This is a genomic window from Halorubrum alkaliphilum (genome assembly GCF_017873815.1).
Taxonomy (GTDB): domain Archaea; phylum Halobacteriota; class Halobacteria; order Halobacteriales; family Haloferacaceae; genus Halorubrum; species Halorubrum alkaliphilum.
Map to the genome: position 1 here is coordinate 191,365 of NZ_JAGGKQ010000004.1, position 19,644 is coordinate 211,008.

26 protein-coding genes are annotated in these 19,644 nt (G+C 62.5%); 17 read left to right on the forward strand and 9 right to left on the reverse strand.

Annotation, left to right across the window (positions count from 1 at the left end; genetic code table 11):
• Positions 1-28 precede the first annotated feature (28 nt).
• Both J2751_RS04585 and J2751_RS04590 read left to right on the forward strand, forming a co-directional pair.
• Positions 29-295 (forward strand): hypothetical protein, encoded by a 267-nt coding sequence (locus tag J2751_RS04585; protein WP_209483595.1) that lies wholly within the window; start codon positions 29-31, stop codon positions 293-295.
• A complete protein-coding gene (locus J2751_RS04590; protein ID WP_209483597.1) occupies positions 292-576 on the forward strand; it encodes a DUF7123 family protein in 285 nt (94 codons plus the stop codon). Before J2751_RS04585 ends, J2751_RS04590 begins: the two co-directional genes overlap by 4 nt.
• Before the next feature lie 45 nt (positions 577-621).
• Here J2751_RS04590 and J2751_RS04595 read toward each other — a convergent pair whose 3' ends face one another.
• Positions 622-1,293, reverse strand: coding sequence for a DUF6498-containing protein (locus tag J2751_RS04595; RefSeq protein ID WP_209483599.1), 672 nt, complete (start codon positions 1,291-1,293; stop codon positions 622-624).
• A 65-nt stretch (positions 1,294-1,358) separates the two neighbouring features.
• Positions 1,359-1,766 (reverse strand): helix-turn-helix domain-containing protein, encoded by a 408-nt coding sequence (locus J2751_RS04600; RefSeq protein ID WP_209483601.1) that lies wholly within the window; start codon positions 1,764-1,766, stop codon positions 1,359-1,361.
• Between the two features lie 138 nt (positions 1,767-1,904).
• Here J2751_RS04600 and J2751_RS04605 point away from each other — a divergent pair, with 138 nt between their 5' ends.
• The gene (locus J2751_RS04605) at positions 1,905-2,057 is read left to right on the forward strand and encodes a hypothetical protein (RefSeq protein WP_209483603.1); all 153 of its coding nucleotides are present in this window, start codon (positions 1,905-1,907) and stop codon (positions 2,055-2,057) included.
• A 73-nt stretch (positions 2,058-2,130) separates the two neighbouring features.
• Entirely contained in the window at positions 2,131-3,042 is a 912-nt protein-coding gene (locus tag J2751_RS04610; RefSeq protein ID WP_209483605.1) for a 1,4-dihydroxy-2-naphthoyl-CoA synthase, read from the forward strand.
• Between the two features lie 43 nt (positions 3,043-3,085).
• Here J2751_RS04610 and J2751_RS04615 read toward each other — a convergent pair whose 3' ends face one another.
• Positions 3,086-4,054: a DUF7260 family protein gene (locus tag J2751_RS04615; protein ID WP_209483607.1), complete on the reverse strand. Its 969-nt coding sequence runs from the start codon at positions 4,052-4,054 to the stop codon at positions 3,086-3,088.
• Positions 4,055-4,213: 159 nt separating this feature from the next.
• Here J2751_RS04615 and J2751_RS04620 point away from each other — a divergent pair, with 159 nt between their 5' ends.
• The 3 genes from J2751_RS04620 to J2751_RS04630 all read left to right on the forward strand — a co-directional run bounded on the left by J2751_RS04620 (position 4,214) and on the right by J2751_RS04630 (position 7,470).
• Complete coding sequence (locus tag J2751_RS04620) at positions 4,214-5,662, forward strand: restriction endonuclease (protein WP_321168583.1); 1,449 nt, start codon at positions 4,214-4,216, stop codon at positions 5,660-5,662.
• Between the two features lie 63 nt (positions 5,663-5,725).
• A complete protein-coding gene (locus J2751_RS04625; RefSeq protein WP_209483610.1) occupies positions 5,726-6,772 on the forward strand; it encodes a VOC family protein in 1,047 nt (348 codons plus the stop codon).
• Positions 6,769-7,470 (forward strand): alpha/beta hydrolase, encoded by a 702-nt coding sequence (locus J2751_RS04630; protein WP_209483612.1) that lies wholly within the window; start codon positions 6,769-6,771, stop codon positions 7,468-7,470. The genes J2751_RS04625 and J2751_RS04630 overlap by 4 nt, the downstream gene beginning before the upstream one ends.
• Positions 7,471-7,517: 47 nt before the next feature.
• Here J2751_RS04630 and J2751_RS04635 read toward each other — a convergent pair whose 3' ends face one another.
• On the reverse strand, positions 7,518-8,360 hold the full coding sequence (locus tag J2751_RS04635; protein ID WP_209483614.1) for a translation initiation factor eIF-2B: 843 nt from the start codon (positions 8,358-8,360) through the stop codon (positions 7,518-7,520).
• Between the two features lie 148 nt (positions 8,361-8,508).
• Here J2751_RS04635 and J2751_RS04640 point away from each other — a divergent pair, with 148 nt between their 5' ends.
• The 5 genes from J2751_RS04640 (at position 8,509) to J2751_RS04660 (ending at position 11,965) form a co-directional block, all read left to right on the forward strand.
• Positions 8,509-8,829, forward strand: coding sequence for a DUF6498-containing protein (locus J2751_RS04640; RefSeq protein ID WP_209483616.1), 321 nt, complete (start codon positions 8,509-8,511; stop codon positions 8,827-8,829).
• A 221-nt stretch (positions 8,830-9,050) separates the two neighbouring features.
• A complete protein-coding gene (locus tag J2751_RS04645) occupies positions 9,051-9,641 on the forward strand; it encodes a hypothetical protein (RefSeq protein ID WP_209483618.1) in 591 nt (196 codons plus the stop codon).
• A gap of 33 nt (positions 9,642-9,674) precedes the next feature.
• On the forward strand, positions 9,675-10,118 hold the full coding sequence (locus J2751_RS04650; RefSeq protein WP_209483620.1) for a DUF4870 domain-containing protein: 444 nt from the start codon (positions 9,675-9,677) through the stop codon (positions 10,116-10,118).
• A 9-nt stretch (positions 10,119-10,127) separates the two neighbouring features.
• Entirely contained in the window at positions 10,128-10,979 is an 852-nt protein-coding gene (locus J2751_RS04655; protein WP_209483623.1) for a DUF4870 domain-containing protein, read from the forward strand.
• Between the two features lie 332 nt (positions 10,980-11,311).
• Positions 11,312-11,965: a CPBP family intramembrane glutamic endopeptidase gene (locus J2751_RS04660; RefSeq protein WP_209483625.1), complete on the forward strand. Its 654-nt coding sequence runs from the start codon at positions 11,312-11,314 to the stop codon at positions 11,963-11,965.
• A 22-nt stretch (positions 11,966-11,987) separates the two neighbouring features.
• Here the strand turns inward: J2751_RS04660 and J2751_RS04665 are convergent, their stop codons facing one another.
• Positions 11,988-12,638 carry a hypothetical protein gene (locus tag J2751_RS04665; protein ID WP_209483627.1) on the reverse strand — a complete coding sequence of 217 codons (651 nt, stop codon included), beginning with the start codon at positions 12,636-12,638 and terminating at the stop codon, positions 11,988-11,990.
• 265 nt (positions 12,639-12,903) lie between these two features.
• On the opposite strand from J2751_RS04665, the gene J2751_RS04670 reads away from it, so the two are divergent.
• Complete coding sequence (locus J2751_RS04670; protein WP_209483629.1) at positions 12,904-13,653, forward strand: hypothetical protein; 750 nt, start codon at positions 12,904-12,906, stop codon at positions 13,651-13,653.
• Between the two features lie 493 nt (positions 13,654-14,146).
• On the opposite strand, the gene J2751_RS04675 is transcribed toward J2751_RS04670, so the two are convergent.
• Complete coding sequence (locus J2751_RS04675; protein WP_209483631.1) at positions 14,147-14,347, reverse strand: hypothetical protein; 201 nt, start codon at positions 14,345-14,347, stop codon at positions 14,147-14,149.
• A 270-nt stretch (positions 14,348-14,617) separates the two neighbouring features.
• On the opposite strand from J2751_RS04675, the gene J2751_RS04680 reads away from it, so the two are divergent.
• Positions 14,618-14,791, forward strand: coding sequence for a hypothetical protein (locus tag J2751_RS04680; RefSeq protein WP_209483632.1), 174 nt, complete (start codon positions 14,618-14,620; stop codon positions 14,789-14,791).
• Between the two features lie 22 nt (positions 14,792-14,813).
• On the opposite strand, the gene J2751_RS04685 is transcribed toward J2751_RS04680, so the two are convergent.
• Genes J2751_RS04685 through J2751_RS04695 form a run of 3 tightly spaced genes read right to left on the reverse strand, consistent with a single transcriptional unit; the run spans position 14,814 to position 17,092 of the window.
• Complete coding sequence (locus tag J2751_RS04685; RefSeq protein WP_209483634.1) at positions 14,814-15,350, reverse strand: hypothetical protein; 537 nt, start codon at positions 15,348-15,350, stop codon at positions 14,814-14,816.
• Between the two features lie 47 nt (positions 15,351-15,397).
• Complete coding sequence (locus J2751_RS04690) at positions 15,398-16,348, reverse strand: ABC transporter permease (protein WP_209483636.1); 951 nt, start codon at positions 16,346-16,348, stop codon at positions 15,398-15,400.
• Between the two features lie 3 nt (positions 16,349-16,351).
• Positions 16,352-17,092 carry an ABC transporter ATP-binding protein gene (locus tag J2751_RS04695; RefSeq protein ID WP_209483639.1) on the reverse strand — a complete coding sequence of 247 codons (741 nt, stop codon included), beginning with the start codon at positions 17,090-17,092 and terminating at the stop codon, positions 16,352-16,354.
• Positions 17,093-17,198: 106 nt separating this feature from the next.
• On the opposite strand from J2751_RS04695, the gene J2751_RS04700 reads away from it, so the two are divergent.
• The 3 genes from J2751_RS04700 to J2751_RS04710 all read left to right on the forward strand — a co-directional run bounded on the left by J2751_RS04700 (position 17,199) and on the right by J2751_RS04710 (position 19,374).
• Positions 17,199-17,555: an ArsR/SmtB family transcription factor gene (locus J2751_RS04700; RefSeq protein ID WP_209483641.1), complete on the forward strand. Its 357-nt coding sequence runs from the start codon at positions 17,199-17,201 to the stop codon at positions 17,553-17,555.
• On the forward strand, positions 17,552-18,235 hold the full coding sequence (locus tag J2751_RS04705; RefSeq protein ID WP_209483643.1) for a DUF7521 family protein: 684 nt from the start codon (positions 17,552-17,554) through the stop codon (positions 18,233-18,235). Before J2751_RS04700 ends, J2751_RS04705 begins: the two co-directional genes overlap by 4 nt.
• A 353-nt stretch (positions 18,236-18,588) precedes the next feature.
• Complete coding sequence (locus J2751_RS04710) at positions 18,589-19,374, forward strand: CPBP family intramembrane glutamic endopeptidase (RefSeq protein ID WP_209483645.1); 786 nt, start codon at positions 18,589-18,591, stop codon at positions 19,372-19,374.
• The last annotated feature ends 270 nt before the right edge of the window (positions 19,375-19,644 follow it).

Consider the following 19,644-nt stretch of genomic DNA (forward strand, 5'->3'; position numbering starts at 1 on the left):
CATGGTGGAATCGAAGCAGGTGACCCAAATGTCAAGCGAAACGTCCCCCCCAACCGTTCGCAAGCCGACTCGACTCGGCAGTACGCTCTCCACCTGGTTCCGGCGACTCACCGTCGACGGTGCCAGAGCCGTCGCGTTCTGGGCAGCGATATTCCTCCCAGTCGCGTACGTCCCCGCAGTTTACGGGGTCGGCGTGTTCGACGGTGCCTGGAGCACGCTTGCGCTGCTCGCGGCACACATGGTCTGTGTCGTGATCGGACACGGACACAACCGTCCCGATGGTGATCAGCGATGAGTACGAGCACGTCCCACGGCGACGCCGAGAACTCGCCCGACACGACGACCGATCCGTCGACGGACCCCCCGTCGAAGGCGGAGCGACTGGCCTCGTACCTCAGGTCGGAGGCCGCCGACGGCGAGACCTATTTCAAGGCGAAGTTCATCGCCGACGACGTCGACCTCTCGCCGAAGGAGATCGGTGCGCTGATCGTCCAACTACAGGAGTCGGTCGGCGACCTCGAGATCGAGAAGTGGTCGTACACCGGCGCGACGACGTGGCGGGTCTCCACGAGGTAGAAACGCCGTCGATCACCCGCCGGGGTCACCGGGATCACGCCGACGTTACGCTGCCTTCTCTTCGGGTCCACTGCCGTTCGTTCCTCCGTGGCCGTGTGCCCGCACGTCCGCGTACGTCTTCGCGAGCACCATGACGACGAGCGCGCCGACCGGCTCGCCGAACAGCCGTACCGGGATCGAGCCGAGCCACACCGTGACGAACAGGACGAGCAGGTGATCGAACGGTGCGATCATCAGCGCCACCGGTCCCGTCCGCTCGTACTCGCGGCGGCCGAGGTACTCAACCCGGTAGGAGACCACGTGTGTCGCCGCAAGCCCGACCGTGGCCGCGACGACGACAAGCGGGGAGCCCGGATCGATCCCGGCGACGTCGTCGGGGATCGAGATCACGATCGCCCCGAGGAGCGTCCAAAAAACGGCGTACGTTCCGAGGAACTGCCCCAACACCGTCCGGTTCGATGCTCCGGCGAGCTCCCGCACCGATCGCGACCCGCCACCCATCGGGCTGTACTCCCAGTCGGGGAGTTCGTTGGGGTCGTCGGTCGCTTCAGACCGCCGGATTTTCGCCGCGATGCTCGCACCGATCACGCCCGTCTCGATCCAGTAGACGACGAGGAGCGTGTGGAGGTCGAACCCGAACAGTACGACCCCCGCGAGCGCAGCGGCGTTGCCGGCGAGAACGGCTCCGAGAGTCGGATCGGACCGAGGATCGAACACGAGCGTAGGTACAGCGGACTACCGATAAAGTGGTTTGTTTATAAAACGGGTCCCGACGGCGCAGTTCAACTCGACGCCGTGGCCGACTCGGGAGCGTCCGCGCCCTCGTATTTGTCCTCGAACTCCTGGATCAGCTGTCCCATCTTCGCGTACCAGTCGTTCAACAGCCGCTGCATCTCGCCGGAGATCTGCTCCGGGTCGGTCGGTTGGTACACGTGATAGTAGCCGCCCTGTTCGTAGTTTATCTGCTCTTTGGTGATGAAGCCGGTCTGTAGGAGTCGTTGAACGGCGCGGTACGCCGTCGACCGCTCCCGGTCGACTGCGTCACCGATCTCGTCTATCGTGAGCGGCTCGTCGCTCTCGACGAGCACCTGAAAGCACTCCCTGTCAAGCGGCTTGAGGCCGTGAAAACACTCCAACAGCCCCTCACACTCCATGTCGCTCCGGAGCTGCTCAGCCAATGAATCGGGCATGGTATTATCGCTCGATAGGAGCCGTTCTATTAAAAGGCTTGTGTGGCTTGCGTACAAGTCCGCTCGCGCGGGAAGCGGTCCGACGACCGGTCATCGGCGAGCGAGGAATATAACCGGCACCGGCTGGAACCGTAGCGTATGAGCGACGACCTCCCGGACGCAGTCGACGAGTTCATCGACGGGACGGACGCGGCACTCGAGGAGTACGACCAAGGGTACGCCGACGCGGACGCGACCGTATCGGTGATCCGAAGCCACCTCGCCGACCTTCGAGACGCCACGGACGACTGAATCCCGGCGTCTCGGATCCGCGCGTCACATCGGATCCGCCGTCGTTTATGTTGTCCGCGTTCGACCCTCGGATATGGTCTCGGAGATCTTCGACCCCGACCGCTGGGAGCCGGTTACCGACGAGTTCGACGACGTCACGTACCATCGCGGCGTCGACGAGCCCGTCGTCCGGATCGCCTTCGATCGTCCCGAGGTTCGCAACGCGTTCCGACCCGGCACCGTCGACGAGCTATACGCCGCCCTCGACCACGCTCGCAAGCAGGCGGACGTCGGCTGCGTGTTGTTGACGGGAAACGGCCCCTCCGACTCCGACGGCGGCTGGGCGTTCTGTGCCGGCGGCGACCAGTCGGTCAGAGGTGACTCCGGCTACGAGTACCGCGACGACGACGAGGCCGGCGACGAGGAGGACGAACTGGTGCGGGAGGCACGAGCCGGTCGACTCCACGTGCTCGAGGTCCAGCGGCTGATCCGGTTCATGCCGAAGCCGGTCGTCGCGGTCGTCCCCGGCTGGGCGGTCGGCGGTGGCCACTCGCTACACGTCGTCTGTGATCTGACCCTCGCGAGCGAGGAGCACGCGAAGTTCCTCCAGACCGACCCGGACGTGGGGTCCTTCGACGGCGGGTTCGGATCCGCGTACCTCGCGAAGCAGATCGGACAGAAGAAGGCCCGAGAGGTGTTCTTCCGCGGGAAGACCTACTCCGCCGAGGAGGCGGCTGACATGGGGATGGTCAACGAGGCGATCCCCCACGAGGAACTGGAGGCGGTCGCATTGGAGTGGGCCGACGAGATGACTCGCAAGTCGCCGACCGCCATGCGGATGCTGAAGTACGCGTTCAACATGGCCGATGACGGGATGGTCGGCCAGCAGGTGTTCGCCGGGGAGGCCACCCGCCTCGCGTACATGACCGAGGAGGCACAGGAGGGCCGCGACGCCTTCCTCGAGAAGCGTGACCCGGCGTTCGAGGAGTACCCGTGGCACTACTGATCCGGGCGTCACACCGCGTATCGGTCCGGATCGGATCGGCCAGTCAGTGCGAGACGTACTCCTCGCTCCCCGCGATCCGGCGTGCGAGCCGGTCCCGATCCGCCCGGATGCGCTCGGCGAGCGACGCTATCGACGCCAACACCGGATACTGCGGCCCCTCCATCGGTTCGTACAGGTACCCGGTGAACCGGGGGGCGTCCGCACCGTTCCCGTCTTCGAGGACCAAGGGAGGGTCCCGAAGTGACGCCTGACGGTCGGCGGCGGCGGTGTCACACCGGTCTTCGAGAGCGCCCATCCGTTCCCATACGTCGATCGAGGCGTCGGTGCGTCCCCCGTGTGAGACACCTTCGAGGTGTTCGTTCAGCCGGGTCCGCTGTCGGTCGATATTCGTCAGCGTCGTCTCCGCGTCCGTCAGTTCGTCTAACTCGGTATCGATGGCGTCCGCGAGCGATGCGCGTGCTCGGGCGGCCTGCCGGCTCCGGCCGATGAGTGCCGACTGGAGCGCGGGCGAGAGCGTCCCGTTCGACGCCAACGACGTCGTCGTGTCCGGGCCCAGCTCCGCGGCGAGACTCTCGACGACGCTCTCGTCGTACTCCTCCGTGTAGTGTGGCAGCGACATCACGGTGTCCCGGTACGTGTCGAGGACGTTTCTCACTCGAACGTCTCCCGGTCCGCCGACGCTCTCCGCGTGCTGTGTGCCGATGACCGACCCGTCGAACGTCGATCCCGTGGCGTTCACCGGGGACGAGTCGAGCCCCGATACCCTGTCGGCGAACTCCTCGAAGGCGTCGCGCTCGTCGAGAACTCGCCGGCGCTCCCGCCGACAGCACGACTTCGCGTCCCGAACGTACGCGAACGCGACGAAAGCGAGAAGCCCGACGAGAACGAGGGCCGTGACGACGCCCGGATCGGTCACCAACCCGGCCACCTCACACGAGAGGCTCCGACACTCCGATCCGAGCCCCGAGTCGGAGATCCGGAATCTCACGTCTCCGCCACGATGCAGGCTCATATAACGCGTTAACACGGTACATGCTCAAAACTGTTTTGATTGTTCAATGACCGGATGAAACGATCTCCGGCGACCTCCGATGACCTCCGATGACCTTCGGGATGTCTTAGCAAACGATGACCGGAACCGTTTTGCGGATCGCCGGGTCACGGTCCGAGCGTGACGACGCTGCTGGACGATCTATCGGGGTTCGAGTTCGAGGAGCTGATGGTCGACGTGTTCCGCCATCAAGGCTACCGAGACGTCCGGCAGGCAGTCAGGACTGCGGACGAGGGACGCGACGTGACGATGGTCGACGATCGAGGCTCCGGAGAACCGGTCGGCGTCGTCGTCGAGTGTAAACACACCGCGACGGTCGGCCGGCCGGTCGTCCAGAAGCTCCACTCCGCGGTCACGACTCACGACTACGACGGGCCTGTCCGGGGGATGGTCGCGACGACGGGCCGCTTCACGTCACCGGCGGCGGAGTACGCCGAGCGCGTCACCGACGCGCCCGACGACGTCGACATCGAACTGCTCGACGGGCGGGAGCTCCGCGAGATCGGCGATTCGATCGGTATGGATCTGTACAGCGGCCGGATCGAGGTGCTCTGTAACGAGACCCTCCCGCCGCCGGAGAGCACTGACGACGTGGCGGCCGAACGAGACGCGGCCGCAGCCGACATCGAGAACCTCGCTCCCGCCGACCTCCCGGAGCCGACGGCGACGCTTTCGTTCGCGCCCACGCTGCTCGTCGAGACCGAGGTCGACGCGACCTTCGAGACGACCGTCGGCGTGATCCACTCCGTCTTGGAGCGCGAGCATCTCGCGGTGTCGGCCGACCGCGAGGGGCCGGCGTTGTTGGACGTCGAGGTCGCCCGGCTCCTCGGAGACGATTCGAGCGCCCGCGCTCCGCTTCCAGACCCCCACGCCACGGACGAGGACGCCGGATCGAACGGCCTCGATCCTGGGGACGCCGGATCGAACGGCCTCGATCCCGGATACGACGACGTCGAGATCCGTCGGTTCGGCCGCACGGAGTCCGAGTACACCGACTGGGTCGTCGACCGCCAGCGCGACCGCTACGAACGGACCGTCCGATACACCGGCGACAACAACGTCACCTACACCAAGACCTGTACGCCGCGAGCGAGCGATGTCCGAGTGCTGGACGTCGACCCGGTGTATCTCCCGCACGCGACGACGACCACCGCGCTCGGCGAGTACGAGTACGAGCACGGATTCGTCACAAACGGAGACGACCGGCTGGCTCTCCGCAACGATTTCAGCACCTGTGTCCACTGCGGAGCCGGCGGAGGCGGCGACGAGTCGGACCGAAGAGGCGGCGACGAGCCGATCACCTACTGTGCGAACTGTGGCAGCCTCAACTGTGACGACCACGTCCGGGAGGAACGGCTCGTCGGCGACCCCGTATGTACGGGCTGTTCGGTGACGGGATCGTTCTTCTTCGCGACCAAACACTTCTACGACGAGGCGAACCGCGAGGCGTTCGCCGCGGAGTACGACGAGCTTCCGTTCTATCGGAAGCCGCTCGAAAACCCGAAGCTTGCCGCAGTGCTCGTCGGCGGACTCCTGTTCGTTCTCCTGCTGCTGCTCGGCTCACTCTGACTACGGAGTCGCCCGGTGTGCCGTCGCCGACATCGATTTGTGTCCCCTCGTCGAAGATCGGTCGTGACCACTCGAACGCCCGGGATCCACCACGTAACCGGGATCGTCGGCGACGCCGGGGATGCCGTCGAGTTCTACTCGGGAGCGCTCGGGCTCCGACTGCTTCGGACCACGGTGAACTACGAGGACATCCTCCAGCACCACCTCTACTTCGGGACGGGCGAGGGGCGTCCCGGCTCCGTCCTCACCGTCTTTCCCGACCCCGGAGGCGACCCGGGACGCGTCGGGAAGCCCGGCTACGAGTCCGTCTCGCTTGCGGTGCCGCCAGGCTCGCTCGACTACTGGCGAGAGCGACTCTCGGACCGGCTCCCGGAGCTGGCTCCGGAGGGGGACGCGACCGTCGAGCGCGTGGACCCCGATGACCGCTTCGGCGATCCGACGCTGCGGGTCGCAGATCCCGCCGGGACGACGGTCGAGCTAGTGGAGACGGACGTACCCACCTCGACCGATGGTTTCAGAGCAGAGGAACCCTGGCGCAACGGCCCGGTTCCCGAGTCGGCCGCGATCCGGGGGCTGTACGGCGCGACCGCGCTTCCGACCGATCCGTACGGGGCGGCGAGCGTCCTCGAAACGCTCGGGTTCGAGTACGAGGCCGAGCTGGGTGACCGCATCCGGTACCGAGCACCCGGGAATCGAGCGACCCGAATCGACCTGTTGAACCGGGACGCGCCGTTCGTTCGGGAGGGTCCGGGAACGCTTCACCACGTCGCCGTCCGCGTTCCCGACCGGGAGGCGCTGCTCGACTGGCACGCGCTGTTCCGCGAGCGCGACCGCGGCTACGACGTCTCACGGGTGAAGGACCGCCACTTCTTCCACTCGCTGTACGTCCGCGGCCCGGGCGGGCTGTTGGTCGAACTCGCCACGGAGGCACCCACGCCGGATGGGCCGCCCGGGCCGGGACTCGCCGACCCAGAAGTCGCCGGTCACGCGACCGAACTCTACCTTCCGGGGCGATTCGCGGAAGACCGGGAGCTCATCGAGCGCCAGCTCCCGGGGATCGAGCCGCCTGTGGGATCCGATCCCGCCGAGACCGACAGTGAAAGCGAATGACTCGGACGCTCTCGACGGTTGAGGGACCCCATGCGGACGCGGAGCTGGTCGTCGGGGGCGCGCCGACCGCGGCCGCGGAGGTCGCGGTCGTCCTCCTTCACGGTCGCGGCGGAACCGCGGAGGGGCTGATCCGACTCGCCGATGCGGTTTATCGACCGGGCGTGACGCTGCTCGCGCCCGCCGCCCGGCGGTCGAGCTGGTTTCCGGCTGCCCACGACGAGCCGATCGAAACCAACGAGCCCGCGCTCTCCTCCGCGGTCGACTGCGTCGCCGGCGCGGTCGCGGCCGCCGAGGAGATCGGGATCCCGCCCGAGCGAGTCGTCCTCGTCGGCGTCTCGCAAGGCGGCTGCGTCCTCGCGGAGTTCCTGTGTCGTCGTCCGCGACGTTTCGGCGGTGCGTTCGTCGTTTCCGCGGCGCTTTCCGGCCCGAATCCCGAGAATCGAACGGTCGGGCGGGCTGACGGAGACGCTCGTCAGCGTGACCGGGAGACGGGCTCGCTGGACGGAACGCCCGTCTCGCTCGACGCGACCGAGGCGGACCCGTACGTTCCCCGCCGGCGGGTCGAGGCGACCGCCTCGGTCCTCGAACGGGGCGGCGCGGCGGTCGATCTCCGGATCGAACCGGGCACCGAGCACGGCCTCTCGGACGCGGCGCTCGACCGGATCGGAGCGCGACTCGACGTGCTACTCGACCAGTGACCGTCGTTCGGGGTCCGACGGATCTCGGTCGGGGTGCGATCCGACGCTCAGTACCGGACGCCGTCGTCCGTGATCACGGTGTCGATCATCCCGACCGGGGTGGCGTCGTAGCTCGGGTTCTCGATCGTCACGCCCTCGACCGGTTCCCGCATCACTTCGACGGCGTCGCGGAACTCGTTCTCGAAGCGGAACTCCTCAATGGTCTTCGCGCCGGAGCCGACCGCGGTGACGGGGACGCCCAACTCGCGGGCGGTCACGACGAGCGGGAACGTCCCGACGCGGTTGTAGTACGTCCCGCCGGTGATACAGGTAATCCCGAGGAGGACGCGGTCACAGTCGCGAAGCGCGTACCCCATCGCGCTGTCGACGACCATCCGAGCGTCGACCCGATCCATCGCGGCGAGCGCGCGGGCCGTCTTCCGCCCGAGGGTTCGGGGCCGCGCCTCCGTCACGTACACCGTCAGATGCGCGCCGGCCATCGCGGCCGCCTCGATGGACTCCAGTACCGTCGTCGAGTAGTCGTGAACGAGCAGAGTATCCCCGTCGTTGATCCGCTCTGCGGCGTTGGCGGCGGCGGCCGCCTTCGACGTCTCGATGTCGTCGACAACCCGTTCGATCGTCTCCTCGAGCAGCTGTTTGGCGTCCTCGACGGAGGTCGGCTCGCCGACGATGGTCCGTTCCACCTCGCGCATCGCGTTGTGGAGGGCGGCGTGGGAGGGGTTCGACCGGCGCAACACGCCCGCGTTGTGTTCGAGGTCGCGTTCGAACTCGTCGACGGTTCGGTAGTCGCGGTCGAGCAGCTCCGCGAGCGCCTGCGTCGCCTTCACGGCCACAGCCGACGTGCTGTGGGTCCGCATCGCTCGGATCTCGGCGACCGTCTCGTCGATCATACCCGAAGGGTCGAGGTCCCGATTGAAAGCGGTTCCGGGGTATCGTCGGATCGAACGGAACCGACTGCGACGGTCGTTTATAACTGAAAAGGGTGTCAATCTTAGCGTGAGGGAAGCGGCCGATCAAGGGTACGTTGGATGCTAAGCAATGCTCAACCGCACGGTTGAGAAGGCTCGCCAGCAGGAAGTATTTTCCCGTGAGGACACGCCGATGGAGCGGCGTGTCCTCGCGGCGTTTTTGTACCATACTGGCCTCTCATACCGGCGAATCGAATCGTTTCCTCGCGTGTTCATCCTTCTCATTACCTTCGTCTGTAGCGCGATCGCTATCACGTTGGTCGGATCGCCGGGTGGGCTGCTCGTGGTACTCGTCGTCGCGAAAACGTACTACGACGTTCGAGCCCACAGGTGTGAACACGGCGACAAGCCCCTTGCGGCGAGACTGGACGAAAGCTCGACTACTCTGTGAACTCCACCTGAGAGGGTGTTCATCTCCGCCACCGTATGGATCGCGGCCACGAACCTTTGCCGATTGGTTTTTATCCTGAATGTGTTCGAAGTCTACGCGGTACGGTGTTTTCTCAGTTTGTGAAGGTAGACAGAACCCGTTTCACGGCCGCCAAACGACGGTTCGTGGGGATGAAATTCCCACTTCGTTTTAATCACCCCCGCCATCTATGGGATGATACCGTGTCCCCGATTCCGTCCTGGATCGATGACCGGATCGATCGGAACCTCGACAACACGCTCACCCAGGAGCACGTCGTCGAGACGATGCTCGCGTCCGATCGGCCGTTCTTCTCGATCCGTCAGCTCCACGCGCGCATCAAGCCCGACGTCAGCCGGGCCACCGTTCGGAACCGGCTTCGGGAGCTCCAGGAGATCGACGTCGTCGCGACGGAGACGTATCCCGACTCGATCACCCTGTACTACATCAACCATCCGGAGTCGGACTGGCCCGTCTCTCCCGAGGGCAAACGCGCGCTGAACGCGAATACCCCGCTGGATCGGCTCTCCACTCGCGGATTCCTCACGCTGTCGGACACGGCTGGGATCCGCACACTCGTGCTCGCTGGATTCCAGTTGAGCCTCGTGCTGTTCGCGCTCGGCGGCGTACTCACGATCACTGGTGCAGACCTGAGCAGTACCCACAGCGATATCGTGCTCTGGGACACCGCCTTCGACCTGCTGTTCGTGAGCCTGCTGTTGCTTGTCGCTGAGCGCTCCGTTCGGTGGGTTCGCAGCAGATACGGCCCGCTGAACATCCTGCCGTCGACGTAACCAGACTTTCAAAATTGCACTCACCAACCACCAATGACCTCCACATCCACCGCAACCGGCCCCGAACTGCTCGATGAACGCTCGCTCGGCGGTATCCTGGTCCATTTCCTCGGACTACTCACTGGATTCCTCGGTCCTGGTGTCGTCTACGTCGCTGCCAACAACGAGTACACGCGCGAGAATGCCCGTCACGCGCTGAACTGGCACGTCACTGTCTTCGCGCTCACGATCGTCGCATTCGTGACGTTCTTTTTGGGCGCCGACGAGCTCACCGTCGGCGGCGAGGCGACCGAGCTCTCGCTGCTCCCCGCGCCGCTCGATACGGTGTTTATGATCACTGGAGTACTGCTCGTGCTCCTGTTGTTCGTCGCCGTCCTGCTCACGCTCGTGTACACCATAGTTGCGACGGTGAAGGCGATATTCGGGTCGGTGTGGACGTACCCCGGGTCGGTCGACATCGTCGGGAGATTCCGGTAGCGAGCGTCCATGCCCTCCGAACACGCCCGTGACTCGGCAACTACGAGCGAGGGACCGAGCCTCCTTGAAGAGCGGTCGGTCGGTGGCATATTCGTCCACTTCATCGCGATCCCGACCAGTGTCGTCGGCGCGGGGATCGTGTACCTCCTCGCCACCAACGAGTTCACGAAACGGAACGCTCGCAACGCCCTCGACTGGCACCTCACGGTTCTGGCAATCACGGTCCTCGCGTTCGGCTCGCTGCTCGCGTTCGGTGAGCTCACGGGACAGGGTGTGTTTGGCGTCGCCGTGCTCCCCTCGTCCGTCGTCGCCATCGCGAACTTGGTCGTTCCCGCGCTGCTCACGCTCCAGACGATCGTCTGGGTCTGGACGTTCGTCGTCGGGTTCGTCGCGATGGGGAAAGCGACCTTCGGCACGGCGTGGCGCTATCCGCTGTCGCCGGCGCTCGTCAACCGGTACGGGTCCCACGCCGATGTCCCCGGCAAATGGCCGCTCGTCATCCTCGCGTACGTCGTCGTGCTGCCGCTCGTCATCGGGGGCGTGTTTTTCGGCCCGACCGAGGGTGCCGTGCTCTTCGTGTCGGTCTTCGGGCTGCTCGGACTGATAATCCTGTTGACGCCCCTGACGGCGGTCGCGATGTATCTCCACGGCGAGCGAGATCGGCCCCCGGGAGCGGACTGGCAGCCGCACGTGATCGCGTACCTCGGCGTCCCGGTCCTCATTGCGGCTGCCGGGTACGTGGTCTCCCGCACGTTCACCGAGTCGGTGTATCCTCCCGGTGATGCGATGTACGTATTTCTCGCCGCGTTCTGGATTTCCGCTATTGTGTACGCGATCCGATGGTGGGGGCGATACCGGTGATTTTCACCACAGATCGACTTCTGACTGTGAAACTCTTGCCACAGCATTTTACTTATTGACCTTGGACTCCCGCGCATGGTAGACATATTGAACAGTAAATTAGTACTGGCCGAACGAACGGAAATGGCGCTGTACCTGTCGGGTATCGTTCTAGCCACAGGAGCAGCGTATTACCTGGGAGAAACTGGAGATCCGGCCCCGGTATATGGCGTAATCGGGGCACTCTCGTTTATTCTTTTATTGACCGAATCTACGGACCACTCTCGTGAGAGCTAACTATGGATCGGATACGACGATCGACACTCCGGGGTGTCGGTGTCGGCTTCGGCTTGATGCTCCTCGGACTGGTCGTCGGCCTGCTCAGCAATATTATCACGTTCCAAGTCCTTGGTGATTTTGGACAAACGGCTCACGGTCAGTGGATATCACGACGTGGACTTCAATACGGCTTCCTCATACTGGCGGTGGGCTACATCGGGTACCGCAGTTCGGTTGGTCTGTTTGTTCGTATCAAACGTCCCAGTCTCGAAGGACTCGGATGGATCCTACTCGGACCCGTTACGTTGATCGGGATCGGGCTTGCTCTCGATCCAGTGTTGGAGATAATCGGGATTTCAATGGACCATGGAGCCCCTACAGCAGATCCAACGGAGTCACTGTCACAATTCACCGTGTTCGTTATCATCAGTTGGCTTGTGGCTGCACCAGCTGAAGAACTACTCTTCCGTGGTGTGATCCAAGGTCGCCTCCGTGAAACGATGCGACCAGTTGGTGCTGTCGCTGTCGGAGCGATCATCTTCGCACTCATGCACGTCCTCATCGGCGTAATAGACGGCCGATCAATCGGCGGAATCGTCGCGTGGGGAATCGAGACTCTCGTCAGCGGAGTACTGTTCGGTGCGGCCTACGAACGGACTGAAAATCTTCTGATCCCCTCGGTAATTCACGCGACGATGTGGACGCTACCGTATGTTGTTCTCGTCTGAACGATTAGCCAGGATATCGTTATCAGCAGCTTGACTGAAGACTGCCCCCGGGTGCTCCCCAGATCAACCATTCGTCTTCGATTGTTCGGAAGCGGTAGCGCACCGTGTTCGTGTTCCCATCGATCGCTATCGTAACATCGCCGACAACGTCGACTTCTCCTTCCTCAACCATCTCAAACGCAATGAACTCAAAATCAAACGCACCCACCCAGTCAAACTCGTCTGCGGACCACGGACCTAACTCACCTGCGTCTGCGATCATCGCGTTTGCAGCGTCCTGATCACCGCTATCTACCCTCTCAATGTAAGATCGAGCAACTGAGCGGGGACTTGTGTACCCCGCCGTACCGGACCGGAGTCCGTCGAGAGCGGCCCAGATTAACCACTCGTCTTCGACCCTTCGGAAACGATAGCGTACGGTGTCCGTGTTCCCACCGATTGCCATCGTGATATCTCCGATGACAGAAGCGTCGTCGTCTTCAACCGTCTCGAACCCGACAAAATCTATATCGAACGCAGCGACCCACTCAAATTCGGTTTCAGACCACGTTTCAAGCGGACCCCCGTTCGCGACCAACTCGTTTGTAGCATCACGGTCCGCGTCGTCCAGTGCTCTGACGTAGGTCTCTGCGGTCGCCTGGGGGGACGAACTGATAACCTGGTCGGTTGACAACCACCCCGGTATAGTGCTGGCCGCTACAACACAGCCACCAGCGAGGAATTGCCTCCGGTCTAACGGTGTCGTTCCGTTGCTCGAATCGTTCGAAGGGGGTAAGCCGCGACTCCCGGCGAGTCGGTGTACGGGTACATAGACCGATTCTGGTATTGGGGACAACATCACTCCTGATTTGTTGAGATTACCAATAAATTGTAACATCGCTTTCTCGGCCAGTAACTAGCACACCAACTATTTGTATCATGATTCACCACGCGGCCATATGTCTCGCTTGCCCTCCAAAGAGACACTCAAAAAGGACAGTAAAGATAGCCTAGCGGCAGCCCGAGATATCCGTTTCGACCCGAATATCGATACCCTCGTTGCGAGCCTCTCATTACTCGTGCTCTGGGGGATCTATTACTATCAATCTGTAAGCGAGTCAACAGAATCCGTGGTGGTGTTTCTCCTTATCGGAAACTTCGCTCTGACGATCGCATTTCCGATATACTACGTTTGTTATACTCGAGGAGAACCGCTGTCTGCAGTCGGAATCACTACTGACGGGTGGAAACCAGCAGTCCTTGTGTCGATCGTTGTGGCCGTGTTATTTTTCCCGGGCCTGCTTGCAACAGAGGAATCTACGGCCGTCCTCATCCCGCACATCATTACTGTCGGATTGATGTTCTGGGAGCCGTTTTTCGTGCACGGCTTTCTACAGATTCGATTCGAACAAGCGTTCGGAGTTCTGCCGGGCATCGTACTGGCAGGAAGTGGTTTTGCGCTCTTTCACGTCGGGACTGCCGGGTTACTCGGAGTTGTCGTACTACTAGCTCTAGGGCTCTTTCACGCGGTGCTGTTCAGCGTGTTCAGCCGTAACATCCTCGTATTGTGGCCGATTCTTTGGGCGGTCGGAAGTTCGCAGGGAACACTCGATAGCGTTGTCTTCGGGTGGGAGGAAGCGATGGCTTATACAGTGATTCTGCTCGTTACGGGCGCTGTGATAATTGGTACCCACCGAAAACGCCGGTGACCTACTTGCTCACGGCCAGACTCAACGGAAGATCCAACTGATCCCTCCGGCACACGTCGTTGTACCGCCACCTCCGGAGTCGTCAAGCGTGACTGTGGGTTCGGGTGTACCGACTGCGAAGGCACTTCCGACAAGGAGGAGACCCACCACGAGGGCGCTTCCAAGGAGGAGCGAGTGGCGGGGGACCATACACGTGTTTTTGGCTCATGGATAAAATCTCGAACCCTTCCGAACTGAGCGATAGGATCGGTCGAGCCAGATGAATACCGGCCACAGCACGTTTCGATGCTTGATGCGATATTTTTCAAAGGAAGCCGAAAGGTCTGAATCGAACGAATCCGCATCAAATTTTCTGAGCGAGAAACTCAACCATGGGTATATTGAACTCACGGACGACACGGTAAACGCCGGCTGACAGCCCTCCCCCGCTGTCGTTTCGGCCCTCCATTCGAGGTCAGGGTTCGATCGGATCGGTCGTTCGGTCGGGATACGCCTACATCCAGACGAACCGTAGCAGCAACCCGCCGATCGGGATCCCGAAGACGCCGTAGGTGAGTCCACCGAACAGCAGTTCTCCGAGCGGTATCCACGGTCCGATAGCGAGGACGACGACCGCACCGCCGAACGCGGCGACACAGACCAGCACCACGGCGATCGGTCGTCGGTCGATCGGGTCGAGATCGGTCGTTCGCACGGGAAGTTCGAACGCGTCGACGAGGTGATCGGCGTCGGCAATCGGCCCGATCCCGTAGTGGTTGCGTACTCCGTACTCGACGACGGCGAGGACGACGAACGTCGCGAGCCAGACGCACCACGTTCCGACGCAGCTCGTCAGGTAGACGGAGCCGTCGACGACGAGGTACCCCTCGAACTCCGATCACTCCGGCGCCGGTGAGGCGACGTCCCGATACGTCGCCCACGCGATCAGGATAGAGAGCCCGACGATCAGCGAGAGCAATCGCGTGTGAGCCGGGCAAAGCACGGCCGGAAACCCGAACGCGAAGACGAAGGCCGCACTAGAGACCGAGGCGAGCGGCCACAGCGAGTCGGGAACGTGACCGAGTCACCGGAACAGGAACTCGACAACGCCGAGATGGACGATTCCGGCGAGCGTCGCGACGAGAAGCGTCCGAAGTGAGGGTGAACTCATCGTGATCGCCTCACTCGGACTCCTCGACGACCGCGGTGTACACGGTCCCGCTCACGGCACCGACCGGGAACGTCACCCACCACGTGATCATGAATCCGAGGCCGACGACGCCGACCGAGAACGCCGCCGCGTTCACGGGGTCGGCACCGGAGAGCTCAAGCACGGCCGACGCCGTCAGGATGACCGTGACGGCGATCAGGCTGGCGACGTACGTCCCGAGCGTGCCGAGCAGCCCGGCGACGGCCCCAAAAAACGGAACGTCCGACGGGAGGAGTCGCCACACGGCGACGCCGACCAAGAACGCGGTCGGAATCACGACCGGAACTGCGAGCCCGGCGAACGCAAACCAGACGACCCCGTCGTTCGACGACAACAGGCCGACAGTCTCACCGGTGATCGCACCGACGGCGAACAGGGCCGTTGAGGCGAGTGCGGCGCTCGCCGCCGCATAGCCTGCGCCGACGTCCGGTCGTTCAGCACCGGGAAGTCGTCCGGGACCGTATCGAGTACACGCACGATGGAGGGTTTGTGTGGGGAGGGACCACATGTTCTACAGTATTACGGCCGAGGTTAAATGTGTTCTCCCGAGCACGTTCAAGAGATATCGACAGCCCGGAGGCGAACCATGCCGAACAGAACTGGCACCATTGTCCACGCACACAGCACGCCGATCAAGAACGGCTCGACGAGATATCCGGCAACGACTCCACTCACGTGATCGGCGAGTGACGCGCCAGAGTCGCGTTCGAGCAATCCGAAGGTAATACGCAGCGGATACACCGACGCGCCCCCCAGAATGGTCGCGACGTCGGCGTACGCCTCGATCGGGTTGAGCCGTTCCAAGAATGGAACCCACGTTGCGACAGCACTGCTGGGGAGTACTTGTGACGCCGCACGATGTATTCCGACAACGACGGGCTCCCAGAGAAACGTCATCGTCATGTAGCCGCCGGTGACGACGGCGATCGATCGCTTGGGCGTGGCGGCCGCCGCGGAGACGCCGATCGACAGACCGCCGAACGCGAACGCGAATAGGACCGTCGTAACGCCGAGTCCGACGAGCGGTCGCACCGGAACGGTACCGAACGTCCCGAGACTCACCAGGATCGCAAATCCAATGGCCGCGGCGACCCCGACAGCGAGCGCAGCCAATCCTCCAACGAGTTTACCGACGACGATCTCCGTTCGAGACAGCGGCATCCCGAGGAGTACTCTGAGGCTCCCGGACGCACGCTCACCGGACACGGTGAAACAGCCGACGAGAATCGCCGCAAGCGGGACGAGAAGCTGAAACGGAAGTCCGAGGTTATCGACCGCAGCCGTGGCCGACGTCGGGCCGAGACCCCGTGCGACGGCTTGGAACACACCGATCACACTGACGAGGAGCACGACGAGAAGCGTTTGCGCGGACCGTGACCGGGAAACGTGTCGGAGTTCTTTCCGGGCGACGACAGAGATGCGTGTGCTCGCACTCGTCGATGATTGCGTGGACGTTTCGACTACATCCACGGACTCCACCGTGTCGTCCTGTCGAGTCGTGCTCACGTGTTAGGCACCTCCGGAACCGGATCGCATACCCGGGGGTTCTGACGGCGAACCCGACGTATGCCGGTCGAATAGCTCTCCGAGCGACGACGTGTGGTCCTCGACCGCAGCAACGGTTTTCAGCCGACCGTCGTCGATGATCCCGACTCGGTCGCAGGTTTCCGCGACATGCTCGAGTATGTGACTGGAGAAAAACACCGTGGTCCCCCGTGTGACCTCTTCGATGACGAGCCGTTTCAGCAGCGAGATTCCGTGTGGATCCAGCCCGCTCGTCGGCTCGTCGAGCACGAGGAGGTCCGGATCCCCAACAGTTGCCATCCCCAGTGCCAACCGCTGACGCATCCCCGTCGAGTACGTCCCGACTGGACGGTCGGCATCCGCCTGTGAAAGCCCCAGTCGATCGAGTACTCGGTCGGCATCGATGTCGACCCCTTTGAGGGACGCCGGGAGACGGAGATGTTCATACCCGGTCAGCCGATCATACAGATCATACCCCTCGGGAAGCACGCCGATCCGGTCGTGAATCTCACGGGGGTTGTCCTGGGCGTTATATCCGAGAACCGTTGCCGTTCCCGACGACGGACGGGCGTAATCGAGGAGAATGTCGAGCGTCGTCGACTTTCCCGCGCCGTTCGGCCCGAGGAATCCGAACGCTTCACCCTCCATCACGGAGAGATCGATCTCGTCGATGGCGACGTACTCTCCGTAGCGTTTAGTGAGGCTATCTAATCGGATCGCAGTCATACCCGACTGGACGAGGCTGAGCATAATAGTTCGGAATCCACGGTTTCCGAGTCAGAAACTCCGTACAAGGGTATTTTTCATCGGAGAAACGAAGGGTGACTGGTAGATGGAAGATCCTCCCGACCAACTGACGGCCGAGACCGTCGGCGAGCTGCTCGAGGACGAGTACGCTCGGGCGATCCTCGCCGAAACGAGTCGGGAGCCGCTGTCAGCGGACGAGCTTGCCGAGCGATGTGATGCGTCGTCGCCGACGATCTACCGCCGAATTAACCGCCTCCAGGAGTTCGATATGCTTCACGAACGACAGACCCTACAATCGGACGGCCACCATTATCGGCGCTTTTCGGCCCGACTGGAACGCGTGACGATCGAGCTCCGAGACGGAGAGTACACGGTCTCCGTCGATCGAACTGATAGCGACGGCGTCGATCGACTGACCACGCTCTACGAGGATCTCCGATGACACTGTCAGATTTCGCCGTCGAAGGTGGCTCAGTTATCGAAGGGTTGGTCGGATTTACACTGGCGATCGCGACTATCGTTGCCGGTGCATGGGTCGCGATAGTGGCGTATCGTGGATACACACGGTCCGAGAATCCCTCGACGCTGTATCTCGCTGCGGGAGTCGCGCTCGCGTCAGCCGGCTACACCGGCACGCGAATACTCATCCCGACCGTAGGCGGTTCGTCATTACTGACGAGCGCAGTCGCTACCGCAATTCAGTTTGTCGGGTTGGCTCTGGTGCTGTATGCCGTGTATGGCCGTTCTCAGCTGCGCACGTGGCACGTACTCGGTGGAGCAGCCGTTGGCGGCGGGCTGGTCTTGCTCGTACCGTTCGCTCTCGTGGCGGCGTTGGACGCGAGTCTGTCCGTCGCAACAGCCGGGGGGAACGGCGTTACCGCCGTTCTCGGTGCGTTCATCGGAGTCCAAGCCCTCCGCGGGTACCGGCGGTACGGACGCCGGTCGATGCAGTGGCTGGCAGTCGGGATCGTGTTGTTGACCGTCGTTCCGTTCCTCGTACTCAACGTGCTCACGGTGTTCAGATCTACCGTCGGGGTTTCGGACGCCGCCGGCCTCGGTCTCGTGTTGTTCATCGAGCTTATCGGTGTGCTCGCGGTACTCGTCTCCCTGAAGATCGAGTGACCAATGAGCCTTCAAGAACGATTCATGTCTTCTCATTCGTCGTCCACTCTTCGCCGACGAACGAGCTCGTTGAGGAGATATGAGAGGACTCCCAACCCGATCAGATACGTAGCCAGCACGACGAAGGCCGTGTTCGATTCCATAGCGGCCTTCGAGAAGCGTCCCACTCAATTGCGTCGGTTCACGGGCTGGAACTCCCGATATCGGCGACGTTCTACCGACGTGTCGTTCACGTCGACGAATGTATTGGTAGGATGGATGTGGTCGCGTTCGACGCGTGACTCCGCACGTGCGGAGTGGAGGGTCACAGTGTGAAACCCCTCAAACTAGCAGTAAGTCGATGTCCGATCGTGATGTTCCTCTGTGTCACGTTCAGCTTTTCGTGGGGGTTTGCGGGGCTCCTGTACGGGGTCACGGGTAACGATGTGTTTTTCATAGTCGGTGCGCCGTTCGCTTGGGGCCCGCTCGTCGGTGGTGTGGTGACCGTCTGGCTGCTGGACGAGAACGTTCGATCGTGGATCGGGCAGATCCGGAACTGGCGTGTCGGAGGAGTCTGGTATGGCATTGGAATCGGTGTGCTGCTTCTCAGAACGGATTTCAACGGGATTACTGCGTTTCTCCTCGGCACAGAGGTGACCCTCGAAGCCAGTGGGTGGATGCTGTACACTGCGCTGTTCAACTTCTTCGTGACGCTGATCCTCGCGGGGGCGCTCGAGGAGTTCGGGTGGCGCGGCTTTGCGCAGGCGCGACTCCAGCAGCGCTACAATGCGGCCCTCGTGACCGTGTTCATCGGAGGGATTTGGGCAGTCTGGCACGCTCCGCTCATACTACTCGGACTCGGAAGTTTCACCACCCCGTTCAACTACGCTCTGATACTGATCGGTACGTCGGTTTTCTACGGATGGCTCTACAACGAGACTGACGGAGGACTGTTCGTCGTGATGGTGGCCCACGCAGCAGGGAATATGCCGGCGTTCATCCGTGTCACAGGCGGGACACCACACCTCTTGGAGTCACTTCCGATAACCCCTACCGTACTCTTCTCACTCACGTTTGCCGGCGTTTTGATATGGTATGCTGGCTCGGAGACACTCACACGAGACGGGATACTTCCGGACGTACCCGGACACAGTGGATGAGAAACCAGTTCTGATCACCACTCTTGATGGGATGAAAGCCTGCTAAGTCCCCAGCGCATGGAGTAAGAATGGGGTGGTAAAGGCCGATGCTTCACAAGCGTCTTCGAACGCGTGCTCTTGATTGGTCTACGTGCCAAGGAAGCCGCATCATGGGACGCCGCCCGTCTGTCCGACAGACAGACGGGCGGCAAGCCCGAATAGGTGTGTCTCTACTCCATGCACTCCCACTCCAGAGGTCATCATGTACTACCTCGGAATCGACCTTCACAA

Coding starts and splice junctions, on each gene's coding strand:
- J2751_RS04600 (WP_209483601.1), bottom strand. CDS start 1,766: ATGCCCGATTCATTGGCTGAGCAGCTCCGGAGCGACATGGAGTGTGAG.
- J2751_RS04710 (WP_209483645.1), top strand. CDS start 18,589: ATGTTCCTCTGTGTCACGTTCAGCTTTTCGTGGGGGTTTGCGGGGCTC.
- J2751_RS04635 (WP_209483614.1), bottom strand. CDS start 8,360: ATGATCGACGAGACGGTCGCCGAGATCCGAGCGATGCGGACCCACAGC.
- J2751_RS04630 (WP_209483612.1), top strand. CDS start 6,769: ATGACTCGGACGCTCTCGACGGTTGAGGGACCCCATGCGGACGCGGAG.
- J2751_RS04695 (WP_209483639.1), bottom strand. CDS start 17,092: ATGACTGCGATCCGATTAGATAGCCTCACTAAACGCTACGGAGAGTAC.
- J2751_RS04610 (WP_209483605.1), top strand. CDS start 2,131: ATGGTCTCGGAGATCTTCGACCCCGACCGCTGGGAGCCGGTTACCGAC.
- J2751_RS04685 (WP_209483634.1), bottom strand. CDS start 15,350: ATGTGGTCCCTCCCCACACAAACCCTCCATCGTGCGTGTACTCGATAC.
- J2751_RS04655 (WP_209483623.1), top strand. CDS start 10,128: ATGCCCTCCGAACACGCCCGTGACTCGGCAACTACGAGCGAGGGACCG.
- J2751_RS04650 (WP_209483620.1), top strand. CDS start 9,675: ATGACCTCCACATCCACCGCAACCGGCCCCGAACTGCTCGATGAACGC.
- J2751_RS04670 (WP_209483629.1), top strand. CDS start 12,904: ATGTCTCGCTTGCCCTCCAAAGAGACACTCAAAAAGGACAGTAAAGAT.
- J2751_RS04615 (WP_209483607.1), bottom strand. CDS start 4,054: ATGAGCCTGCATCGTGGCGGAGACGTGAGATTCCGGATCTCCGACTCG.
- J2751_RS04605 (WP_209483603.1), top strand. CDS start 1,905: ATGAGCGACGACCTCCCGGACGCAGTCGACGAGTTCATCGACGGGACG.
- J2751_RS04700 (WP_209483641.1), top strand. CDS start 17,199: ATGGAAGATCCTCCCGACCAACTGACGGCCGAGACCGTCGGCGAGCTG.
- J2751_RS04705 (WP_209483643.1), top strand. CDS start 17,552: ATGACACTGTCAGATTTCGCCGTCGAAGGTGGCTCAGTTATCGAAGGG.
- J2751_RS04660 (WP_209483625.1), top strand. CDS start 11,312: ATGCTCCTCGGACTGGTCGTCGGCCTGCTCAGCAATATTATCACGTTC.
- J2751_RS04590 (WP_209483597.1), top strand. CDS start 292: ATGAGTACGAGCACGTCCCACGGCGACGCCGAGAACTCGCCCGACACG.
- J2751_RS04585 (WP_209483595.1), top strand. CDS start 29: ATGTCAAGCGAAACGTCCCCCCCAACCGTTCGCAAGCCGACTCGACTC.
- J2751_RS04640 (WP_209483616.1), top strand. CDS start 8,509: ATGCTCAACCGCACGGTTGAGAAGGCTCGCCAGCAGGAAGTATTTTCC.